The organism is Ekhidna sp. (genome assembly GCF_964218185.1).
Classification (GTDB): Bacteria; Bacteroidota; Bacteroidia; order Cytophagales; family Cyclobacteriaceae; genus Ekhidna.
The window spans coordinates 41735-64113 of sequence record NZ_CAXPLV010000001.1; the positions used below are offsets into that span (position 1 = coordinate 41735).

19 protein-coding genes are annotated in these 22379 nt (G+C 42.2%); 10 read left to right on the forward strand and 9 right to left on the reverse strand.

The features are described 5' to 3' along the window. Positions 1–51: 51 nt before the first annotated feature. The 3 genes from ACEQZT_RS00200 to ACEQZT_RS00210 all read left to right on the forward strand — a co-directional run bounded on the left by ACEQZT_RS00200 (position 52) and on the right by ACEQZT_RS00210 (position 2502). Positions 52–855, forward strand: a complete 804-nt coding sequence (locus ACEQZT_RS00200) for an exonuclease domain-containing protein (RefSeq protein WP_370086148.1) — start codon at positions 52–54, stop codon at positions 853–855. A 112-nt stretch (positions 856–967) separates the two neighbouring features. Further along, complete coding sequence (locus tag ACEQZT_RS00205) at positions 968–2053, forward strand: TrkA family potassium uptake protein (RefSeq protein WP_370086149.1); 1086 nt, start codon at positions 968–970, stop codon at positions 2051–2053. Next, positions 2050–2502: a hypothetical protein gene (locus ACEQZT_RS00210; RefSeq protein ID WP_370086150.1), complete on the forward strand. Its 453-nt coding sequence runs from the start codon at positions 2050–2052 to the stop codon at positions 2500–2502. Before ACEQZT_RS00205 ends, ACEQZT_RS00210 begins: the two co-directional genes overlap by 4 nt. A gap of 26 nt (positions 2503–2528) precedes the next feature. Here ACEQZT_RS00210 and ACEQZT_RS00215 read toward each other — a convergent pair whose 3' ends face one another. Continuing rightward, positions 2529–3155 carry a GPP34 family phosphoprotein gene (locus tag ACEQZT_RS00215; protein WP_370086151.1) on the reverse strand — a complete coding sequence of 209 codons (627 nt, stop codon included), beginning with the start codon at positions 3153–3155 and terminating at the stop codon, positions 2529–2531. Between the two features lie 78 nt (positions 3156–3233). Then, complete coding sequence (locus tag ACEQZT_RS00220) at positions 3234–4514, reverse strand: cation:proton antiporter (protein WP_370086152.1); 1281 nt, start codon at positions 4512–4514, stop codon at positions 3234–3236. A gap of 131 nt (positions 4515–4645) precedes the next feature. On the opposite strand from ACEQZT_RS00220, the gene ACEQZT_RS00225 reads away from it, so the two are divergent. After that, complete coding sequence (locus ACEQZT_RS00225) at positions 4646–5983, forward strand: D-alanyl-D-alanine carboxypeptidase (protein ID WP_370086153.1); 1338 nt, start codon at positions 4646–4648, stop codon at positions 5981–5983. Here the strand turns inward: ACEQZT_RS00225 and ACEQZT_RS00230 are convergent. The 4 genes from ACEQZT_RS00230 to ACEQZT_RS00245 form a co-directional block, all read right to left on the reverse strand. Beyond that, positions 5977–6606, reverse strand: coding sequence for a hypothetical protein (locus ACEQZT_RS00230; RefSeq protein ID WP_370086154.1), 630 nt, complete (start codon positions 6604–6606; stop codon positions 5977–5979). The genes ACEQZT_RS00225 and ACEQZT_RS00230 overlap by 7 nt on opposite strands. A 61-nt stretch (positions 6607–6667) precedes the next feature. Then, positions 6668–8044 (reverse strand): TolC family protein, encoded by a 1377-nt coding sequence (locus ACEQZT_RS00235; RefSeq protein ID WP_370086155.1) that lies wholly within the window; start codon positions 8042–8044, stop codon positions 6668–6670. A 19-nt stretch (positions 8045–8063) separates the two neighbouring features. Further along, entirely contained in the window at positions 8064–11267 is a 3204-nt protein-coding gene (locus ACEQZT_RS00240; protein WP_370086156.1) for an efflux RND transporter permease subunit, read from the reverse strand. A 12-nt stretch (positions 11268–11279) separates the two neighbouring features. Further along, positions 11280–12476, reverse strand: coding sequence for an efflux RND transporter periplasmic adaptor subunit (locus ACEQZT_RS00245; protein WP_370086157.1), 1197 nt, complete (start codon positions 12474–12476; stop codon positions 11280–11282). 134 nt (positions 12477–12610) lie between these two features. On the opposite strand from ACEQZT_RS00245, the gene msrB reads away from it, so the two are divergent. Then, positions 12611–13006, forward strand: a complete 396-nt coding sequence (gene msrB / locus ACEQZT_RS00250) for a peptide-methionine (R)-S-oxide reductase MsrB (protein WP_370086158.1) — start codon at positions 12611–12613, stop codon at positions 13004–13006. On the opposite strand, the gene ACEQZT_RS00255 is transcribed toward msrB, so the two are convergent. Then, positions 13003–13614, reverse strand: a complete 612-nt coding sequence (locus tag ACEQZT_RS00255; protein WP_370086159.1) for a hypothetical protein — start codon at positions 13612–13614, stop codon at positions 13003–13005. The genes msrB and ACEQZT_RS00255 overlap by 4 nt on opposite strands. Positions 13615–13780: 166 nt before the next feature. Between ACEQZT_RS00255 and ACEQZT_RS00260 the strand changes: the two genes are divergently transcribed. Then, the gene (locus tag ACEQZT_RS00260; RefSeq protein ID WP_370086160.1) at positions 13781–16894 is read left to right on the forward strand and encodes a WD40/YVTN/BNR-like repeat-containing protein; all 3114 of its coding nucleotides are present in this window, start codon (positions 13781–13783) and stop codon (positions 16892–16894) included. Between the two features lie 121 nt (positions 16895–17015). Here ACEQZT_RS00260 and ACEQZT_RS00265 read toward each other — a convergent pair whose 3' ends face one another. Further along, entirely contained in the window at positions 17016–18059 is a 1044-nt protein-coding gene (locus ACEQZT_RS00265) for an SO2930 family diheme c-type cytochrome (RefSeq protein WP_370086161.1), read from the reverse strand. Continuing rightward, positions 18056–19276 (reverse strand): parallel beta-helix domain-containing protein, encoded by a 1221-nt coding sequence (locus tag ACEQZT_RS00270; protein WP_370086162.1) that lies wholly within the window; start codon positions 19274–19276, stop codon positions 18056–18058. The genes ACEQZT_RS00265 and ACEQZT_RS00270 overlap by 4 nt, the downstream gene beginning before the upstream one ends. Positions 19277–19456: 180 nt before the next feature. Between ACEQZT_RS00270 and ACEQZT_RS00275 the strand changes: the two genes are divergently transcribed. The 4 genes from ACEQZT_RS00275 (at position 19457) to ACEQZT_RS00290 (ending at position 22369) form a co-directional block, all read left to right on the forward strand. Beyond that, on the forward strand, positions 19457–19936 hold the full coding sequence (locus ACEQZT_RS00275; protein ID WP_370086163.1) for a hypothetical protein: 480 nt from the start codon (positions 19457–19459) through the stop codon (positions 19934–19936). Positions 19937–19991: 55 nt separating this feature from the next. Beyond that, the gene (lhgO, locus tag ACEQZT_RS00280; RefSeq protein ID WP_370086164.1) at positions 19992–21188 is read left to right on the forward strand and encodes an L-2-hydroxyglutarate oxidase; all 1197 of its coding nucleotides are present in this window, start codon (positions 19992–19994) and stop codon (positions 21186–21188) included. Positions 21189–21301: 113 nt separating this feature from the next. Beyond that, the gene (locus ACEQZT_RS00285; protein WP_370086165.1) at positions 21302–21730 is read left to right on the forward strand and encodes a hypothetical protein; all 429 of its coding nucleotides are present in this window, start codon (positions 21302–21304) and stop codon (positions 21728–21730) included. A 117-nt stretch (positions 21731–21847) separates the two neighbouring features. Continuing rightward, the gene (locus ACEQZT_RS00290) at positions 21848–22369 is read left to right on the forward strand and encodes a DinB family protein (protein ID WP_370086166.1); all 522 of its coding nucleotides are present in this window, start codon (positions 21848–21850) and stop codon (positions 22367–22369) included. Positions 22370–22379 lie beyond the last annotated feature (10 nt).

Below are 22379 nucleotides of genomic sequence, written 5' to 3' on the forward strand. Positions count from 1 at the left end.
CCTTTGGTGCATTATACTATCTTTGATCGCTTACCTTTTAAACACACAATTTTGTTCAAACTCAATCTCAAAAACCCTTTGGTAGTCTTCGACCTTGAAACTACCGGCACCAATATTTCGCAGGATCGAATTGTAGAAATGGCCATGGTAAAAGTGATGCCAGATGGTACGGTGGAAGAAAAATGTCGGAAGATTAATCCAACAATTCCTATACCTCACGAAACCAGCCTTATCCATGGTATATATGATGAGGATGTGAAAAACGAGCCTACGTTTTCTCAGATTGCTAAGTCGCTGGCTCAATACCTGGAGGGATGTGACCTTGCTGGATTCAATGTACTCGGTTTTGATGTGCCCATGCTGGTTGAGGAGTTTTTAAGAGCCAATGTGGACTTTGATACTGAACAACGAAAGATTGTTGATGCCCAGAAGATCTTTCACCTGATGGAAAAGCGAAACCTTTCTGCGGCTTTAAAATTCTATTGTGGCAAGGAGTTGGAAAATGCGCATAGTGCATTGGCTGATACAAAAGCTACCTATGAGGTTTTGTTAGGGCAAATTGAAAAATACGAAGGACAGGAAGCGTTTGACACTTTGGGCAAAAAATTAGCCACCATAGAAAATGACATGGGTGTTCTCCATGAGTTGACCACATCATCCAGGGTTGATTTTGCAGGCCGAATGATTTACAAGGAGGGTATTGAGGTTTTCAATTTCGGTAAACATCGTGGCAAACCAGTCACTGAGATCCTTCAGAATGAGCCTAGCTTCTATGATTGGATGATGAAAGGAGATTTTCCTCTGGACACAAAGCGTAAGCTTACAAAAATTAAATTGAGAGGCTTTAATCAATAAACAAGCATATAATTAGCTAACAATATCTGACTATCTTAGGGAGTAAATCATCCCAAAAACTACTGAGTCAGATTACGCCTTTATTATGTTATATTTGATTTTTACCTAGCCTATGTCTACTACCTTTAAAAAGAACGCTAGTCTTCGTCTTTTCTTACTCGTTGCGCTCGTTATTGTAGTATACCTGTTTTTGGTATGGTTGCTGGTATATGTTGAGAAGGATAGCGATCAGACGGCACTAAACAATTATTCAAATGCTTTTTGGTATTCGCTGGTGACACTCACTACCGTAGGGTATGGTGATATTTTCCCAGCGACCATTTGGGGACGATATATTTCACTCGTTTTTATTCTTACCAGTATTGGTATTTTCGGTATTTTAATTGGACAACTTACTACGCTTATGACAACTATTAAGGAAAACAAAAAACTGGGCTACACCGGAACCAATTTCACAAATCATGCAGTAATTATTGGTTGGAATGAATTCGGCTGGCATGTGGTAGACCAACTGGTAGGTGTAGGCAGACAAGTAGCTGTAGTGACTAACAAAAAGGATGATGTAGATCTAATCAAGGAGAAGTACAGCTCAAAAAATGTATTCGTCCTCTTTTCTGATTTCAATAATCATGAGCTCATTAAAAAGTCCAACATCGAAGAAGCAACCATTGTGTTTGTGAATATGGAGGATGACACTGATAAGCTCGTATATGTACTTAATCTGAAGAAAGTATTCCCTGAGACCGAATTTGTAGTAACGCTGGAAAACGGTGACCTGAAGCATACATTTTTATCTGCCGGAGTTAGCAACACCATCTCCACGCAAGAGATATCTTCCAAGCTTTTGGCTTCCTACATGTTTGAGCCGGATGTGGCCACCTATAGTGAGTCGATCCTTTCATACGCTAAATCAGATAGTGATTATGACATCAAGCAGTTGCTTATTACTCCAAATAATCCCTACAACGGGAAAGCGTATCAGGATGTATTTTTTGATTTGAAGAAACGTTATAATTCAGTTCTGATCGGTATTACCAAGCGAGATAAATTCGGACAAAAGAAGCTGATAAAGAATCCTCTTGGGGATTTGAAAATCACTTCTGGAGATTACCTCATAATCATTTTGAATGGTAAGGCGTACAAGCTGCTCAAACGTGTGTTTGGTGTTGAAGAAGGTACGGTAAAGGATAGAAAATGATGAAGAAGATTTTGACATTGGGATTGCTGGCAATGCTGGCTGGGTGCGAAAATCGCGACATCAACGAAGGAGAGGAATTTCGCCCACGAGCGGTAAAAGATAGCTTTGAAGACACTCACTTCACAAAAATTACGGTTGATGGAGTAGAATACATCATGACCGAACGTGACAATAACAACCCTCATGAGGGCTTTGGATTTATGGCTTTTAGAGCCAATAAGCTGATGGAGAAGCAGGATACTATTCTATCCTATTTACGAGCACTCCAGTTTTTCCAAAATAAGATTTATACCCGAATGTATTCGATCCCTCAAGATTCTGGACAAGCTGAATTTATGAGAAAGCTGGATGAGTTTCTGCTACTTGAAGGTGGCGAGCTGCAGCAGCTACAGAAAGAGGATCTAAGAAATACTGATTCTGTAACAGGATCAGGGACAGAAGAAGAGTGATCTCTCCTTCTGCTCCACTCATTTTTTTATCCGAAGAAAGACTTTAATTGTCTGAGTGCATTTGCCAAATCGGCATCCACTCCTGAATTATCAATAAGATCCTTCCCTACTTTTTCCGCATCGATTAGTTCGTCCTTATCTCTAAACACTTCGCTTAGGATATTGCAATCATCAATCAATGAGTAAAGAATTGTGAAAGCCGGAGAAGGCTTGGCGCTTTTGAAAACAATTGCCTTCAGGTTATTTCTGATCTCCTGCTCAAATGCATAGTTTGCATTGTCCATACGATCAGAAAGAGGAATCCAGAGAAGCTTGGTCTCTTCTTTTTTCAGAATACCTCTTTGAACTAACAAGCTGTTTAGGTCTTCCTGAATATCCTTGAACTTACCACTCATTGATTTCACCTGATCAATAAACGAAGGTCCTGTTTGAAGCTTTTTAAGAACGTTATCAAGAATACCATTTCCAGTACCAATGGTATCCACTACAGTAACATTACCGCCATCAAGTTTGATTTTCTTCAGAAGATACAGTTCCAGAATGCAAGCCGCAATAACTCCCGGAACAACATTCTTCTCGGCAGCAGCTAAAATTCTTCCCTCTTCGTCATCTAAAGCAATTAAATAAAATCCTTCAGCGATACTTAGTTTCATAGTTGGTTAATTTTCTAAAATGTAGTTTCTCAAAAAGCGAATTTCATAAATTTTAACTAAAGAACACCCGCACTCCGGCTATTTTTTCAGGAGCTTACCAATCGTTAGGCCTTGAACCAAGATAGAGAACACCACAACACAATATGTAGTGAAAAGGATGATGTCTTTCACAGCATCCGGAAAGCCAAGATCTGTCAATGAAAGTGCCAATGCCACAGAAATCCCTCCTCGCAATCCTCCCCATGTTAGGATAGCTATTGTTTTAGGTTCAAAGCTTCTAAACGGCCTCATAGCAGTAATCGGTATGCTTACACCCAGGAATCTGGCCGACAAAACAATCAAGATTCCAATGCCTCCGATAGCCAGGTTGTTCATCGTAAATGATTCTGCGATAACCAGCATCTCCAGACCAATGAGTATGAACAGGATGGCATTTAGTGCTTCGTCAAGCAAATGCCAGAATTTGAATACGTACTCTCCGGTAGCGTTGGCCAGATGTTCATCCCTGCCCTGATTTCCAATAAACAGTCCCATAACCACCATTGCCAAAGGAGCAGACACGTGGATCATTTCTGAAATACGGCCACCTACCATGACCAGTGTGAGTGTAACAAGCACTTCAAGCTCTACATGGTCATTATCAATGAAATTAAGCAGTTTGAAGCCAGCAAAACCAAAAACGGCTCCCAGTAAAAGACCCCCAAACACCTCTACAGTAAATAGCATGGCCACACTTGCAGCAGTTATCTCACCCGTGTGTCCACCTGGATCATGTATACCAGCCTGTGCTTTTGCAATACCAAGAATGGTAAGGAATATCACCACCCCTACTCCGTCATTAAACAGAGATTCACCAGCAATCTTAATTTCTAATTTTTTTGAAAGACCGAACTGCTTAGTAAGAGCTAACACCGCAATAGGATCTGTAGGTGAAATCAGAGCTCCAAATAGCAAGCAATAGATAAGTTCAATTTCATAGCCAAGTATCATTGGGAAGATCTTATAGACCAGAAATCCGACAATGAAGGTTGACATCAACGTTCCCAAAGTTGCAAGGATAATAACCGGCACCCGTTCCTCAATCAGCTTATTGAGGTTGGTTGATAGAGCTCCTGCAAACAACAGAAAGTTTAGCATTACATTCATGAGCACCTCTTCAAAATCAAACTCAGCGATGATGTGCTCAGCTCCCTCCGTTATAGAGGGGAAAAACTGTCCCAGCACCAGGATGGAAATGGACATGACTAGCGCGATAAACATCAATCCAATGGTGGATGGGAGTTTTAGCACTGTAATGTTGATTAGCGTAAAGGCGGCCGCCATGAAAATCAGAAGGGTGATTAGTTCTAATATACTCATTGGTTAAGTAGTAGAAGTTTTCTTTTGGTTTTAGATTAGTGAAAGCAAAATAAATAAATAAAGGATACCAAAAAAATCCTAGGTCATGGACGGAATATGGCCAAACCACGTAAATCACCTCAAAATAATACATGAATCAGTATTTATACCTACCTACAATCATTAGAAATCCTGACATTAAAATCATTGTTTTCTCATTGATAATTTTATCGATTTCAGCATGTTCTTCAGTTAAGCAAATTGCTGTTGAGAGAGACGCATCAAGACTATTAAATCAGTCTGAAATTTTCTCAAGTCAATTCACCGGATTCAGCCTTTTCGACATTGAATCAAACCAGTTTATCGCAAGTCATAATTCCATCCTACGATTCACCCCAGCATCCAACACAAAGCTCCTAACGATGTATGCAGTGTTGAAAACCTTTGATGGCCAGATGCCTTCACTGATCTATGAGCAAACCGATACCTCGTTGATCGTTTCACCCATGGGTGACCCAACCTTTTTGTATAGGCCATTTAAGGAGCAACTCGCTTTTGAGTACTTGAAAGAGGCCAAGAAGATTGAAATTAATTGGCCCACATATGATCCCAAAGTCTTTGGATCTGGCTGGGCCTGGGATGATTACGTTTATGATTATCAGCCTCAGGTAAGCTGGTGGCCCATTTACGGAAACACCGTAAGCATCAGAAAGGTTAATGACTCATTGACCGTCACACCGTCATTTTTTAGAGATTATGTAGAAGTACTGGAGCAGACACGGTCAGGTGAGTTGGTAGACCGTGATTTGAAGTTCAATTCTTTTACGGCATACTTGGAGAGCGACACTTCCGATTTCGAGCGAATCATCCCTTTTGAGTATTCAAAGGAATTGCTGACACAACTACTATCCGATACACTAAAAGTTCCGGTGACTCTTTCCTCATCTCCAATAAACAATCCAGATACACTAAAAGGATATCATGTTGATTCTCTCTTGGTTAAAATGCTCAAACCAAGCGATAACTTCCTTGCAGAACAGCTGCTCCTGATGGCAGCTAAAAGCAATGGGTACCCTGAGATTAAATCATTTATAAAACAGGTGAAGAACGTCTGGCTGGCTGAGCTAACTGAAATGGTGTGGGTGGATGGATCAGGGCTTTCCAGATACAACCTCATTGCACCTGTAGATCAGGTGCGATTACTGAAGAAATGCCATGACGAATTTGGGTGGGACAGGATAACCAGCCTCTTACCTACCGGTGGAGAGGGTACTCTGGAAGAACTTTACCTTCCCGGAGAAGATGAGAACCCATACATCTTTGCGAAGACAGGTACACTTAGTAACAACCACAATCTAAGTGGTTACCTGATTACCAAATCAGGCAAGCGCATGATTTTTTCATTCATGAATAACCACTACACCCGCCCTTCTGCAGAAGTGAAAAAAGCCATGCAGCAGTTTTTACTGGATATAAGGAATGCTTATTGAGTGTAGCTGATTTCAAGATCTTTCAGTTCATCCAATATCCCGTCCAGTATTGCAATCATTTGTGACCTGTCCCCGCTGTAATTGGAGATCACTTCATGAATATCCGAAAAAACGGCTATTTCATATTCTTTCTTATTGCCTTTAGAAAATCCCAGAGCACTCCTAAGGTGCTCTACAGCAATCTCCAGAGCTTTGATTCCTTCAGTCACCTTGTCCTCCATGATGAACGTCCTAGCCGATTCTATTTCATAGTAAATCAGCGCATTTAAAGCTATTACACTACTTTCATTGAGCTTATCAGAATAAAAGTAATCCTCTGCCATGTAGTCTTCCACTTGCTGTAAGGCCTCAAGGCCTGTAGTCAAATGCTTTAAGCTAGTACCGCTTGAATTATCCCTCAAATACTCCATAGAGCGAACAGCCTCACTGAGATATAAGGCGCTTCTATAATAGTTTCCATCGTCAAGGTATATGCGTGCATTTTGCAATGCATAACGTGGAATGGAAGCGTGTGATCCGATGGCTATTGGGGATCGTTCGGCTTTAATAAAACCTACGATGTGGAATAGAACGATGATTCCAACAAGTACTGAAAGATAGAAGGGTAAAGATCTATGCGACATACCCGACTAACTTAGCAAAAATCAGCCATTAAACACCTCTCAGAGCATAAAATGCGTGTTTTTACGGATTATACTCTCGTACTAAACCCCCAGTCAAACGCATAAGTGTAACCTTCGAGTCTATCAAGTTATAGATAGCCTGAAGCTCTTGGATTGCAGCTGATAGGTAGTTGTTCTGAACATCTCGAAAATCAAATGAGTTAATTGATCCATTCTTGAACTTCTCCTCAGAATTTTGAAGATTGGTTTCAGCAGCTTCTCTTCTTCTCTGATTGATCGCAAGTAGTTGTTTCCTTACCAAATACTGATCGTAAGCTGTCGCCAAATCACGCTCTACGCTCTTTTTGAGTTGATCTACTCTGATATTGCCAATATCTTCCTGAACCATCGCATTACGTATTGCACGGTTAATTCGGTTGCCATCAAACAACGTGAAGCTAAGTGTGAAATTTGCAAAATAAGTACCCGTTTTTGACACAAGTGGCTCTGGTGGATTTTGATAGTTCGTGTTAGGGCCTTCATATTTCGCGTTAGTCAGATCATTCACATTTCGATTCCAGTTATACCCTCCATTTAGAGATAGCGTAGGATACCTGGAAGCTTCCTGTAAGGAAGTATTTGTTTCGAGGATTGTCTGAGAAAGATAAATCTGCTTTAAATCAACATTCTCGTTAAATGCTGCAGCAATCAAATCACCATATTCATACGTGAAGTCTTCAATCATTAAGGAATCTGTAAGAACATATTTGCGATTGATATCTTCTTCAGCAAGTAGTAAATTCAAATTGCGAAAGGCATTATTTAATGCTAATTGCTGATTAAGGACAGAGGCAGAATCTGTCAGATAATTGTTCTCTTCTAAAAGCTTATCTGAAGTCACAGCTCCTCCAAGATCATATTTCGCCTGGATGTAATCAAACTTATCTGAAGAGAGATTCAATTGTTTTTGAAATTCATCCAATCGTTGCTGCTCAAGTACTGCAATGTAGTACCCTAGAATTATTGACTGGATAGTATTCGACACAACAACCTCAGCGTTTTGCTCTGATTCAGCTTGTAATTGCTCCAATCGGCGCTTACTGATGATTGCTCGATTACCCTGAAAGATATTCCACGTGACAGCCACACCTGGAGTCAAGCCAAAATTCTGTTGATTATTCAATTCAAATCCGGGAAACAATTGTCCACCGAAAAACTGGTTATCTGATTGCTGATTCCGAATTGAATTCTGGCTTTGAACATTCAGGTTGACAGTCGGAAGTCTACCCGCTTCTCCCCACGAGTTATTATTTTCTGCCACTTGCACGTTTCTAGTCTCTATCCGAATACCGTAATTCCTGTTCAATCCTATCTGGATGGCATCTGAAAGAGAAAGAGTTTCCTGTGCATTGGACACGAATGCACAAAATATGCTTATTGAAAGTATGAAATACTTCATGAATTTAATTTGGTTAGGATTAAGCTGATTCTTTGTATTCTTCCATTCTGCGCTCATCAATCAGCACACGCTCCACTTCTTCACGACTAGGCTTTTCACCTGTCCAGAGCCATTTAGCATACCTCCTCAGGTCATTGGCAATAAGGATAAATACCGGGAAGAAAAGTAAAATGATGATCGTACCGAAAAGCACCCCGTATGCCACCGAAATGGCCATAGGGATTAGAAACTGAGCCTGAAAGCTGGTTTCCTTTATCAATGGATATAGTCCGAGAACGGTCGTGAGTGAGGTCAGCATGATTGGTCTAAACCTGGCTAACCCAGCATTGTAAGCAGCCTGATAGACGGTCTGTCCTTCATCCTTTACAAGTGAGTTAAACTTGGAGAGGAAAACCACAGCATCATTGATGATCACACCCATCAAGGCGATCATCCCCCAAAGACTGAGCATAGATACAGGCTTGGGTGTCGCGCTGATCCATGTTTCTATTCCATGACCTAATATACCTGAAAACCAACCTAGTGGAACCATCAGAATGATAAGTACCGCCTGGTAAACAGATCGGAAGTTGATCATTAGAATAAACAGGATGACAATGAATGCTCCAAGGAAATAAGTACCCATCTCCCCTGCTGATCTTGCTCGCTCTTCCGCCTGTCCGCCGTAATCCACCTTTACGGTAGGGAATTTTACAAGCATCTTAGGCACGATATCCTTCTCTACTTTTTCCAGGATCACGTTCGCATCACCAAATGGATCAACCATATCAGCCTCCACCGTCACTGATCGGGACGCCTCATAGTGCTTGATTCCTGATACCCCTCTATTGATTTGATAGTCAGCCAACTGTGTGAGTGGATACTCACGATCTCCATCCTTTATTTTTACAGACTCCAACTGATCAATACTCTTGCGATCTTCTTTTGGATAGCGAACCCATACACGTATCTCGTCATTTCCCTTCATGAATCGCTGCACTTCTTCACCAAAGAATCCCTGACGAAGCTGCTGGGTGATATCGCTATTTGTCAATCCTAAAAAGAATGCCTGCGACAAAAGGTCTAATTGTACCTCCCTGTTTCCAATCGGAATGTCATCAGTCACATCTTTCAACGCAGGTAGCTGGTCAAGCTCGGAGATCAAATATTCCTTAGCTTCTGCCAGCTCCTCATAATTTTTCCCTAAGATTCGAACTGAAACAGGCTTACCCCATCTACTTCTACCTCCAATGGCAAACTTTTCAGCCTCGGGCACTGGCCCGATTTCCTCTCTAAGTTTATTGATGATGTCGTACTGATTAAGATCAAACTCGTCCAGTTCTTCGTGGAAAATATTTACAAATCCTGTATGAGAGCCAGACTCAAAAGATGAACTTCCAATACTTGTGAAGGTGTTTTTTACGATTTCTTTATCCGTATCTGCCTGCTCTTTGAGTTGGTCATTCACTCGCCACACTGCCTCATCAAATCGTTTAAGATAGGCCTCTACTTTATCTTCTCGTTCACCGGGTTTGAATGCAATCTCTACGTTCACACTATTGAAAGCAATTGGAGGAAATAAGGTGGATGGGATAATCCCTCCTCTCATCATCCCAACAATGATCATGACAAACCCGATTACTATCGCAACAGAAACTGCCCGGTATTGCATGGTGAATTTCAATGCATTGCCATATACTTTCACACGCAGGTAGTCAATGATTCCGTTGAGGAAAGATCTGATTTTGTAGCTTCTGGTGTCTTCCTTTTTCACAGAAAGCACATGCTTGCTGGAAAGGTGAGCCGGTAGCACAAAAAATGCTTCTATCAGTGAAAATCCTAAACTGAAGATCACCACAATGGCCATATCCTTTAGCATCTCAAACCCACCTGTAAGGAGCAAAAGCGGTGTAAACGCAACCATAGTGGTGAGAATGGAAGTAAATACCGCTGGCACTACTTCCATGGTACCCTGCACAGCAGCCTTGATCGGATTGCCATGTTTCTCAAAGTGTGAGTAGATATTCTCAGCTATCACGATTCCATCGTCCACCAAAATTCCGATGACAAGAATCATCCCGAAAAGCGAAATCATATTAATGGTGAGACCTACGAATGTCCCCAGGATAAACATCCCTAAAAATGATGAAGGAATACCCCAGGCTACCCAAAACGATAGTCGCAGACTTAGAAATAAACCAAGGGAGACCAGAACCAGAATCAACCCAATGACCCCATTTCCTGTGAGCATGTCTAGCCGTTGATTTAACAAGGACATGAAGTCCCAGGTCATGGTCAGTTGTACCGCCTCATTCTTTTCATTAAACTCCTTTACGTAGTTATTTACGATGAGTGATATCTGTTCCAAATCTTCACGCTCCAATCTCCTCACTTCTACAAAAACTGCTCTTTTACCACTTAAGAATGATTTGTTTGGCTGATCAGCAAACTTCTCCTCGATGGTGGCAATATCTCTCAGAAGTAAATTTTGACCATCAGTGCTGCTACGGATCACTATGTCGCCAATCTTGTCAGCATCCGTATCTTTCGCACGTGCTCTAATCAGAATTTCTTCCGTGCTTGTCTTCACAGAACCAGCGGATACATCTCGGTTATTGACCCGAACAGCATTTGCGACCTCTGTGAAGGTAAGGTTGTATCTTCTTAGTACATCTTCCGAAACCTCAATGGAAATTTCAAGTGGTGGGAAACCTGAAATACCAACCTGCGAAATCACACCGGTAGCTAACAACTCATCCTCAACATCTTCGGCAAACTGTTTTAAAGTTGTGAGATCAACATCCCCCGTCAGTGCGAGCCATTGTGCAGTGGTTCGCGATTTTTGCTTAACGATTATTGGTTTCTCTGCTCCGGCTGGAAACGAACTAATTCCATCTACCGAATTTTTGACATCTGTATAAAGCTCGTCAATGTCGTATCCATCTATTTTTTGAATATTGATACTGGCGAAATTTTCTGATGAGGTAGAGGTGATTTGATAAATGCCTACTACACCTTTAAGTGCTTCTTCTATTTTCAGCGTTACCCCTTCCTCCATTTCATCAGGCGAAGCTCCCGGATACGAAACAGAGACTGTGATATTCTTGTCCTCAAGGGTAGGAAAGAATGACTTTTTGGTATTTATCATACTGACTACACCACCCACCAGGGTGAGCGCAATCAGGATATTCGCCAGTATTGGATACTTTACGAAATACTCAATTAGACTTTTGATAGATCCCATGATCAAATGTTTTTAGTTGGTGGAAGCTTGCTTTGCCTCAGTACTTAGCTGAACGTCTTTACTCTCACCTGTTTCCAGGTCAATATCGACTTCCTTGCGCTTAAATGCTTTCATGTTGTTATATGCTCCCAGGAGAGGTTCTACAACCAATTCCTCTCCTTGCTTCAGACCATTGAAAATGGCGTCTTCTTCAGATAGTCGTACAATGTTGATGCTCTTCTTCTTCAATAAACTATCTTCCAAAACGAATACCTCATTGCCATTATAAATGGCATTTCTTGGCATAATCATTCCATCCTTCACCGTCCTTGCTGGAATGGATGCCTGAAAAAACTGTCCATCGTATATTTTCTGTCCGTTAGGATAAATAGATATGAAGACATCCACCGATTGGGTGTTTTGATTGACATAATCACTGATACGTGTTACCTCACCTTTCCAGTATTGCTGAGACTCCTTTGAATAAATCTCTACAGGTGAGCCTACCTGAATCCACGGAATATCTCTGGTTTCCACTGCTGCCTTCATCTCATAAACACCTGACCGAAGGATTTTACCAATTCTGGTTCCACCATTCACATATGATCCTGATTGCATGGCTACTTCCATGATGCTCCCTGAGAATGGAGCGTAATATCGATGCTTTTGCAAACGTACCTCTGCACTTTTGATGGAATAGTAAGCGGAATAAATGCCTTTCGTAGCAAGAAAGGTCTTTTCCTTGGAAGACTTGGTTTCCGGTAACTCTGGAAACGATTTGTTGATGTTTAGTCCATCAAAATAGCTTTGCCAGTTATCATAGTTGTCACTAAAATCGATTTTAAGGTCCGGAAGTATTCCGGCCAGATCTCTAAGGAAGTTACTCTTTTGCGACTTCAGATTTAGTGAAGCTTCTTCGTCATCTACCTTATAAATAAGATCTCCTGCCTTAAAACTCTGACCTTCTTTGAGTCTCACATTACCGCCAGTCATTCTTCCTGATACTTCAGAAATTAGGTCCAGTACCTGAGCATTCTCTACACGCCCATAAGTAATTACGTCCGTTTTTAAGTCCTTGTATTTTACCGGAATTGTGGATACAAACTTTTTGGCCTGTGGTGGTTTTCTAATCTGTGGTTCTTCTTTCAGTGTTGCCAGGTATTCATTCACTCCAAATGATGCTGCTATGATACCAATAGCAATAATGATTATTACTTGTCTCTTCTTCATTGGTTTTTTGTCCTTGTGGAAAGGTTTCAGAACTTTCTAATGCAAAATTGACTTACTTAGTTGCGTTTAATTACAAAAATGTGATGAATGGGATTTTACAGGCATGAGTAGCAGTATTAATCAATAGAAGTGACATGGAAAAAATCAACAAAACCGAAGAGGAATGGAGAAAGGAATTGAGTGATGAGCAGTATCACGTTTTAAGAGAAAAAGGAACGGAAAGACCATGGACTGGAGCGTTACTTGAAAATAAGGAAAAAGGAGTGTACGAGTGTGCTGCATGTGGCAATGAGCTCTATTCATCAGATACCAAATACGACTCGGGATCAGGGTGGCCGAGTTTTTATGATCCGATCTCAGCAAATGCAGTAGATTTTGAAAAAGATAAATCCTTTGGTATGACCCGGACTGAAGTCAAATGCGCTAAATGCGGCGGACATCTTGGTCATATTTTTCCGGACGGCCCAGAGCCCAGTGGTCAGCGATATTGCATGAATTCAGCTGCCTTGAATTTTAAGAAAAAGGATTAAGCGACTGTATTGAGCTTGGTTATCCGCACGAAATTTTCATCAATCATCCAGAGGAAATGAGGAGAAATATTGACAACAGCTCCGTTTAAGGTTGATTTCACAAAAAATCCGGTCTTGTTCTGCTCATTCTCATTTTCAAGATAAGAGTTCACCAACTCGCCCTTCATGTTTCTTACAATGGGTACCTGTCCAATAACTTCCACTCCTAGAAATTCAGAAAGCGCGGCAATAGACATATTAGCTATCAAGTTCTCGATTTCAGACATGAAATCATTTCGCATCATTTTATGGTGAGAAGCTCTGGAATGGGTGATGTCCTCTGGCAAGCACACCTGATTTATCAGATCCATCTCGTGGCTATTGATCACGAAGTAAAACGCCCCATTGATTTCACCTTTGAAAGCCACCTTCATCAGATTCACTTTGAATCTTCCCAAGTCATCAAATTCATGTAGTGGCTTTAAAATCCCTTCCCCAAACTGAATTAGTTTAGGGTTTACCCGAATTCTGAGCATTTGCTCCATGGATTTGGCCGCTTTTGCCAACGACTCAAGGATCATTTCCTCAATGATTTCCAAATGTATGCCAGACAAATTCCCTCTACTCACAATTAAAATACGGCGGTTTTAACACAAAATTATCAAATGCTAAAATTAATACAGACAACTGGGCTTTAATGTTCCATCCAAATGATTAAATGACCTCTAGTGTAGCTTCACCTGACATTTCACCACTTGAATTATTTAACTTGAAATCAAACTAAAACCTAGACGTATGAAGAAGATACTTTTAGCCTGCCTGATGGTTGCACTTGTAGCTATTGATGGCGAGGCACAGCGTAGAAAGGGGAAATCCTCAACCCCCTCACCTACCTACGACAGCAAACTATACGATGGAATGCAATGGCGAAACATTGGGCCATTTAGAGGCGGAAGATCAGCAGCTGTAACCGGAGTACCCGGCAAGCCCACCTTATTCTATATGGGATCTACAGGTGGTGGCGTATGGCGAACCAATGACGGTGGCAGCACCTGGGAAAATATCTCAGACGGATACTTTGGAGGATCAATTGGAGCAGTAGCTGTGAGTGAATGGGACAACAACGTGATGTATGTAGGCGGAGGAGAAAAGACCGTAAGAGGAAATGTATCCTCTGGTTGGGGAATGTGGAAATCTGTGGACGCAGGAACTACCTGGCAGGAAATAGGAATGAAGAGTGCAAGACATATCTCGCGAATCAGAATTCATCCAAAAAATCCTGATCTGGTATATGCCGCCGTAATGGGCGACCTCTATAAGTCCTCCACTGAGCGAGGCGTTTATCGAAGTAAGGATGGTGGCCAGACCTGGCAAAGAGTACTTTTTGCAAATGCTGATGCAGGAGCAGTAGACCTGACTTTTGATCCAAATAATCCACGAATACTCTATGCTTCCACCTGGCGAATCAGAAGAACCCCATACAGCCTGGAAAGTGGCGGTGAGGGTTCAGGGCTTTGGAAAAGTACAGATGGTGGAGATACCTGGACGAATATTTCTAAAAACGATGGATTGCCAAAAGGTATCTGGGGTATCTCGGGAGTGACTGTATCTCCTGTCAATTCAAATCGAGTTTGGGCGATCATTGAAAATAATGACGGAGGAGTGTACCGATCGGATGATGCTGGGAAAACATGGCGCCTTGTGAATAAGGATCGAAACCTGCGGCAAAGAGCCTGGTATTATACGCGAATCTATGCTGACACACAGGATGAAGATGGAGTGTATGTTTTGAACGTGAGATATCACAAATCAACAGATGGTGGTAAAACATACGAAACATACAATGCTCCTCATGGAGACCATCATGATCTTTGGATCGCTCCTGAAGACAATCAGCGTATGATTATAGGTGATGATGGTGGTGCTCAGGTATCTTATGATGCGGGGGAAAACTGGTCTACCTATTATAACCAGCCCACTTCGCAGTTTTATCGGGTTACTACAGACAACTCATTCCCCTATCGAATTTACGGAGCTCAGCAAGACAACTCTACCGTGCGAATAAGACACAGGTCTGGCGGACGATTCATTGATGAGGACGATTGGGAATCCACAGCCGGAGGTGAGAGTGCACACATTGCTCCTGATCCTGATAATAATGAAATCGTCTATGGTGGCAGCTACGATGGCTTCCTGACCCGTGTAGATCATGAAAACGAGCAGGTAAGAGCGGTGAATGTATGGCCGGATAACCCGATGGGTCACGGTGCGGAAGGGTTTAAGTATCGGTTTCAGTGGAACTTCCCAATCTTCTTCTCCCCTCACAATTCTGACCGATTATATACCGCATCTAACCAGCTGCATGTTACTACCAATGAGGGACAGACCTGGGAAGTAATCAGCCCAGATCTGACAAGAAATGATCCAAGCAAATTAGGTCCGTCCGGAGGTCCAATTACTAAGGACAACACAAGTGTAGAGTACTATTGCACCATTTTCGCTGCAACAGAATCGTACCATGAAGAAGGGGTAATATGGACCGGCTCAGACGATGGACTTGTACACGTGACCAGAGATGGAGGCAAAAACTGGACAAATGTTACTCCTGCGGGCATGCCTGAGTGGATGATGATCAACAGCGTTGAAATTGATCCATTCAACAAAGGTGGATTGTATATTGCTGGCACTAAGTACAAATCGGGTGACTATGCGCCGTACCTGTATAAAACAGAAGATTATGGCCAAACATGGAAAAAAATCACCAATGGAATTGCTTCGGAACACTTTACACGAGTATTAAGAGCAGACCCGAACCAAAAAGGTCTCTTGTATGCAGGAACGGAAGCAGGAATGTATGTTTCATTCAATGATGGTGCTAGCTGGCAACCATTTCAAATGAACCTGCCGATTGTTCCTATTACAGATCTGGCAATTAAAAACAACAACCTGATTGCCGCAACTCAAGGGAGAAGCTTCTGGATCATCGATGACCTTACCCCTCTCTACCAGCTAAATGAAGTCAATGGTAAGTCTCACTACTTATACAAACCCATGGATAGCTACAGAATGGGTGGTGGCAATGGCAGAACTTCCAAAACAGCAGGCACCAATCATCCGGGTGGAGTATTGGTCAACTTTTTTGTGAAGGACACTGCCAGTACTGATACGATCTCTGTTACTTTCCATGAAGCTGATGGAGATCTGATCAAAGCTTATTCCACTCACCCTGACATAGGAGCGAAAGAAGGAAAATTGGAGGTTAAGCCCGGATTCAATACCATGAACTGGGACATGGAGTACCCAGGAGCAAAAACATTTGATGGAATGATCCTGTGGTGGGCAAGCACAGATGGGCCTACTGCAACTCCGGGAGATTACAAAGTGAAGATGACGGTGAATGGAAATGAAGTAGAACAAAACTTCAAATTGCTTGCAGACCCGAGAAGCGAGTCAACTCAGGCAGATTATCAGGCGCAGTTTGATTTCCTTATGAAAGTGAGAGATAAGCTCACTGAAACGCATGAAGCTATCATCAATATCAGAAAAGCGAAAGCGCAGATCAACGATGTGATGAAGAAAGCTGAGAACGATGAAATCTCTGAGCTTGGTAAAGCCATCGTAAAGGATATGTCTGAAATAGAAAAAGCCCTGTATCAAACTAAGAATGAGAGTGGTCAGGATCCACTTAACTTCCCTATCCGACTAAACAATAAGCTTGGTCATTTGGGATCATTATCCGGGATGGGCAACTATCGTCCTACCGACTCAGCGCTTGCTTTTTACGATGAGGTAAATGCACAAATTGATGAGCAATTGAAGATGCTTAATGAGATTTTCGAGACGAGAATTGATGAATTCAATAAAGCAGTGAAAGCGGCTGAAGTAGATGCCGTGAAGCTGGAAGAGTAGGGTTTGGTTGTTTTACATTGAATGTCATTCTGAATTTGTTTCAGAATCTACCTTAACCTTAGGAAGATCCTGAAACAAGTTCAGGATGACTATAAAAAAAGGGATGTTTTTCATCCCTTTTTTATTTCATCTCTTCAATCCACTCCCTGATCAACTCCACTCCCTCCCTGTGAGTTAGTTTCCTCCCCAGCTCAGGCATCATTTCGCCTGGCTCCAACGATTCAATTCGATGCACTAAAATTGATTGGTCTGGATTGCCAGGAACAATGCTGTACTTCAAACCTCCCGACCCCTTCCCTGCGGCGATCGGTGGCTTATTTACACCTAGTCGATAAAGATCGGTTTGTGACGCTAGCAAGTAAAGTCCTGAGTTTTTGGCCGGCCCTTCTCTTCGGTGACAGTGCGCACAATTTACCTCCAGCCAGGCTCTGGCTCTCAAGTCAAGTGGCTCATTTACATTTTCATAGTCTGTCAACTTAGGGAGTTGAATGTTTTCTTTTAAATCAATCCATCCTTCTTCATTCCAATTTATTAATTGGTTATCTCGATTCAGCTGCCTGGCAGATGGACCAATTGGGGTCAACTTTCCTCCTAGATCATGGCAACTTTTGCATTGTGGTTGTGATGGAATAGAATAGTTTATCCGCTGAAGGACATCTTCTTTATCCTTCCACTCCACGGGCACTTGCTCACCTAATATCAGACGCTCAGCTTGCGTCTGCTCATCATTCCACCTATAAACGATGGCTTTCCACTCTTCTGCTTCGTGAATAAGCAATCTGGTTTCCAGAATTCTTCTTGCATCATCCGGTTTTTGAAAATCAGATGGATAGTAGAAGTTCTTTATAAGAATAGTACCGATCGGAAAATCAAGCACTTCATTTACTCTGTAGCTGATTTTCTCACCATCAGGGAGCTTGATAAACCGGGCCTTGAATGCATAATCAGAGAAGAGCGCTGCATTAATTGTATAAGGGAACATTCGATCATGGGCAGGCTCCAACTCCCTCATTGGCTGCTGATATAGCTTCCATTCACTCAGGTATTTTGGATAGTCATCCATTTCCTTTGCCCCGAGACTTACTTCTTCCAAAACCATTGGCTGCTTTTTCTCAGGTGCTGAACACCCCATAGCAAGGATGAAGATCAGAAAGCCAACTCTCATTGAAATATGGGAGCTATAGTTCCTGAATTGCACGCATAGGCACTCCAATCTGTGGTTCTTCCTTCAAAATCATTGGCTGCATCAATGTTCGCGAAGTTGAACTCCCCATTATTCTCCAGACACATCACAAACTCCTCGCCTTCAGGCATGATTCCATCCATGGCGAAATCAGGAAGGTTGAAAGGGAAATACCTCATAAACAGCAGACCGAAATCATTCTTGAAAGTAGGAAACCAATGCTTGTTTTTGAATTCATTGTCATGGAAATAGATTTGGTTCGGGTATGGGTCATATTCCTCATTGACCATGTTGTTCGCAGCATCCAGTTGCGATCCTTCTTCTGCACCTAGAGCTTCTACCAGTACATAACTTGCCAATGCTGTTCCGATTGTTTTGTTGTGATGAATACGGTTGTTAAACACCTCGATGTTTCTGGTCGCCATCATCATAATTCCCGTGCCCGGAGGCACCACCGCAACCACATTGCCTTCTGGCGCAAAATTGTTGTGGTTATTGCTTATCACGTCATTGTCATACACACGCGTGGTGTGTCCACTCTGTGTTAACCCCGGCATATCAAAAATCAAAATACCGCCTGTGTTGTCATGCGCATTGTTTCCATAAATCTCCACCCATCGGCTGTTCTCACTTTCGATCCCGGCCACATTGAAATAAACTTCATTATTCCGAATAATTACGCTATCAGACTGACCTACATAGATGCCGGCATCCGATGAACCTATCGCAATACTATTTTCCACGATTACATTTTTACAAAGCACCGGATAAAATGCATACGCCCCATTCTCCTCGCTCGGCTCTCCCGTCCATTGCGATTTCACATTTGTAAACCGGATGCCATTGGTATCGGTCACTTTAATGTTATCACCCGGCGCATCTTGTACGGTGAAATCCCGAAACGTCAGGTTGGTACAATTGGCTGCACGGATGCCCTCTGCCCCGCTTTCCTGGATTTCGAAAGACAGCACGGTCTTGTCCATGCCTGCTCCCTGAAAGATCACATTGGAAAGTCCATCCAGAATCAATGGATTCTTAAACATGAAATTTCCTTCTGGAATAGCGATCGTATCTCCGTCCTGCGCCTGGATCAATAGGGTTTGCAGGTCTCCTTCAATGGATTTCCAGGTGACGGGAGTTTCTTCTTTCTGGCTACATGAAAAAACCAGGATAAGAATAAGAATAGGTATGTATTTCATAGCTGAATTGGTTCTAATCAAATTTAATTCGTTTATAGGTTGGAATGAAATGAATCCAATTTCAAAAACATCCCCCTCCTTCCCTCTTCCCATCACTCCCTCCTTCAAAGGGGGAATTATCCTAACTGAGTTTGGTTTACAAACCCTACACTTCCTTTTCAATAAATTACATTTGCTCTCATGGAAAAAGTTCAGGTAGAGATCATCCCCGGTGTTGGGTTGGGTAAGCTCAAATTCGGCATGCGCCGTGAAGAAGTAAAAGCCATCCTGGGAGAGCCGGATCATCAGGAAGTAACACACTACGGAGATGATGCCAGCGACCAAAGCGATGCATGGGAGTATCATCCCTTGAGGCTCGACCTGAGCTTCGAAGAAGCAGAAGATTGGCGGCTCACCATCCTCTCCGTGTCGTCAGAAGATTACCTGTTTAAAGGAAGCTCACTCATTGGATTGAATCAGGAGGAGCTTATGGAGGAGTTGGATGTGCTGGGCGTGAAAGACCTGGAAATCGAAGATTTATCTTCAGAAGATCATCCTGAGCAATTTTTAGTTTCTTCAGAAGAATTGGGAATGAATTTCTGGCTTCATCAGGATATCCTTGAAGAAATCCAGTGGGGACCATTGTTTGAAGATGAGCACACGATTAAGTGGCCTGAATAATTTTGTCTGTAAAAACAAACCTAGACATCTTTGCATCACTTAGTCATTCAGGTATATGTATAATGTTGTTGTGATTGGTGGTGGTATCGTTGGGCTTGCCTCCGCCCTCAAAATCAAAGAAAAGAATCCTAACTATAAGGTAGCTGTCATTGAAAAAGAGCGCACCATCGCTCAGCACCAGACAGGTCACAACAGTGGCGTAATCCATTCGGGACTCTACTACAAACCCGGTAGCTATAAAGCCAAAAACTGTGTGGATGGCTACAACATGCTCCTTGACTTCTGCAACGAAGAAGAAATACCCTATGAGCTCTGTGGCAAGGTAGTGGTGGCTACCAGAGATTCTCAGCTGGATGCCTTGAAGACTTTGTATGAACGAGGTGTGGCTAACGGCCTTAAAAACATCAGAAAACTGAGAGCTGAGGAACTAAAGGAATACGAACCTCACGTGGCTGGAGTAAGCGGACTATATGTTCCCCAAACCGGAATAATAGATTACAAGGTGGTTGCAGATAAGTATGCAGAAAAATTCAAACACTTTGGTGGTGAGATTTTCTCTTCCAACAAGCTCATGAAATTTAAAGAAGAGCGTGGGTTTATTCACGTTCATACTGAAAACGAGCGACTTACCACGCGCGTAGTTGTGAATTGCTCCGGGCTGTATACTGATAAAATTGCGAAGCTAACCGGAGCAAAAATTGACTTTAAGATCGTTCCATTCCGAGGGGAATATTATAAAATCAAACCCGAGAAAGAACATCTTGTAAAGAACCTGATTTATCCAGTGCCTGATCCTAATTTCCCCTTTCTCGGTGTTCATTTCACCCGCCACATTGATGGTGGCATTGAGGCTGGACCAAATGCGGTGCTGGCCTTTGCGAGAGAAGGATATAAGAAAAGCCAGATTAATATGAAGGAGCTGCTTGGCACCCTTTTTTACCCGGGATTTATGCGTGTGGCTGCCAAGTACTGGAAAACCGGAATGGGTGAAATGTACCGTTCTTACTCAAAAGGAGCTTTTACCAAGGCTCTTCAGGAGCTGATCCCCGAGATTCAGAAAAAAGATTTGGTGAAAGGTGGCGCTGGTGTTCGTGCCCAAGCTTGCGACCGTAAAGGCGGACTGATTGATGACTTCCTGGTAGTGGAGCATGACAAGTTTATCAATGTAGGGAATGCCCCCTCACCTGCTGCTACATCCTCATTGGCTATAGGAGAACGAGTAGCGCAGATGGCAATAGAGCGGCTGAAATAATTCTAATTTGGGCTTACCATTCTATATTTGAAAGGATCAACAAAAACACACTTTAACTCGATTTGCATGGGAAGGTGTGTTTTACATTAAGCTATGCTCAACACCCAATACTTATGAATAAGACTAAGATTATTGAAATTGTAATACTAACTGCAATAGCAGTATTACAATTTTTACCAACCAACAACCCCTCTTTAGCAATTGCTGCAAACTCTGGAACACTAGTATTGTCATTTATTGTAATCGCATTTATTGGTGGTGTTTTCTATGTTTTCATCTTAGGTAAGATTAAGAACCCTAAATCAACAATTGAAAAACCAGAACTAGGAAACAATCCATTTAATTTAAATTCTCCTCTTGAAGGGATCTTTCTACTATCTCTATTTTTCATCTCAAATGGGTTAGCAATGAACTTTGGTTCATTATTCCATCTAACCCAACTTTCTCACATTGGAACTCTAGCAATAGCTTATGGCCTTGGTCTAATTCTGACTATATATCTAGCCCTGCGAAAAAGACAGATGATAGAAAAAAGAGAATAAAACGTGCCCTAAACTCGTCCTCGTTTAAGCGTTAGCGGTAACGAGGCTGAACAAAAAGAGCATTTGCAATGCGATAATGTGCTTAGATAATCGACGTTATGGTTTTATCTTTAATCCATGCAATTCGACCTCCAAAAATCCATCCTTATTCTGGAACGCACTCCTACTGTGCTAAGGGAGTTGCTTGAAGACCTGCCCGAAGACTGGACCACTCCCAATGAAGGGTCGGACACCTGGAGTCCGTATGATGTGATCGGGCATCTGGTACACGGAGAACAAACCGACTGGATAACCAGAACCAAAATCATTCTCGAGCATGGTGAGTCCAGAACTTTTGACCCCTTTGATCGGTTTGCCCAGTTTGAAAAAAGTAAAGGCAAAAGCATCAATGAACTGTTGGATGAGTTTGCCAGACTTAGAAAGTCCAACCTGGAAAAGCTGAAGTCACTAAACATCAAAGAAAGTGACCTGGACAAACCCGGAATGCATCCGGGATTAGGCAAAGTGACGCTCAGAAATCTGCTTTCCAGCTGGGTGGTGCATGATCTGGGACACATTGCTCAGATATCAAGAGTGATGGCCAAGCAATACACTGCTGAGGTAGGTCCATGGTATGAGTACCTGGGCATACTCAAATAGTCTTAATCAA

Coding starts and splice junctions, on each gene's coding strand:
- ACEQZT_RS00210 (WP_370086150.1), top strand. CDS start 2,050: ATGATGAAGAAGATTTTGACATTGGGATTGCTGGCAATGCTGGCTGGG.
- ACEQZT_RS00285 (WP_370086165.1), top strand. CDS start 21,302: ATGAATAAGACTAAGATTATTGAAATTGTAATACTAACTGCAATAGCA.
- ACEQZT_RS00265 (WP_370086161.1), bottom strand. CDS start 18,059: ATGAGAGTTGGCTTTCTGATCTTCATCCTTGCTATGGGGTGTTCAGCA.
- ACEQZT_RS00235 (WP_370086155.1), bottom strand. CDS start 8,044: ATGAAGTATTTCATACTTTCAATAAGCATATTTTGTGCATTCGTGTCC.
- ACEQZT_RS00220 (WP_370086152.1), bottom strand. CDS start 4,514: ATGAGTATATTAGAACTAATCACCCTTCTGATTTTCATGGCGGCCGCC.
- ACEQZT_RS00290 (WP_370086166.1), top strand. CDS start 21,848: ATGCAATTCGACCTCCAAAAATCCATCCTTATTCTGGAACGCACTCCT.
- ACEQZT_RS00275 (WP_370086163.1), top strand. CDS start 19,457: ATGGAAAAAGTTCAGGTAGAGATCATCCCCGGTGTTGGGTTGGGTAAG.
- ACEQZT_RS00240 (WP_370086156.1), bottom strand. CDS start 11,267: ATGGGATCTATCAAAAGTCTAATTGAGTATTTCGTAAAGTATCCAATA.
- ACEQZT_RS00260 (WP_370086160.1), top strand. CDS start 13,781: ATGAAGAAGATACTTTTAGCCTGCCTGATGGTTGCACTTGTAGCTATT.
- ACEQZT_RS00270 (WP_370086162.1), bottom strand. CDS start 19,276: ATGAAATACATACCTATTCTTATTCTTATCCTGGTTTTTTCATGTAGC.
- ACEQZT_RS00205 (WP_370086149.1), top strand. CDS start 968: ATGTCTACTACCTTTAAAAAGAACGCTAGTCTTCGTCTTTTCTTACTC.
- ACEQZT_RS00245 (WP_370086157.1), bottom strand. CDS start 12,476: ATGAAGAAGAGACAAGTAATAATCATTATTGCTATTGGTATCATAGCA.
- msrB (WP_370086158.1), top strand. CDS start 12,611: ATGGAAAAAATCAACAAAACCGAAGAGGAATGGAGAAAGGAATTGAGT.
- ACEQZT_RS00215 (WP_370086151.1), bottom strand. CDS start 3,155: ATGAAACTAAGTATCGCTGAAGGATTTTATTTAATTGCTTTAGATGAC.
- ACEQZT_RS00230 (WP_370086154.1), bottom strand. CDS start 6,606: ATGTCGCATAGATCTTTACCCTTCTATCTTTCAGTACTTGTTGGAATC.
- lhgO (WP_370086164.1), top strand. CDS start 19,992: ATGTATAATGTTGTTGTGATTGGTGGTGGTATCGTTGGGCTTGCCTCC.
- ACEQZT_RS00225 (WP_370086153.1), top strand. CDS start 4,646: ATGAATCAGTATTTATACCTACCTACAATCATTAGAAATCCTGACATT.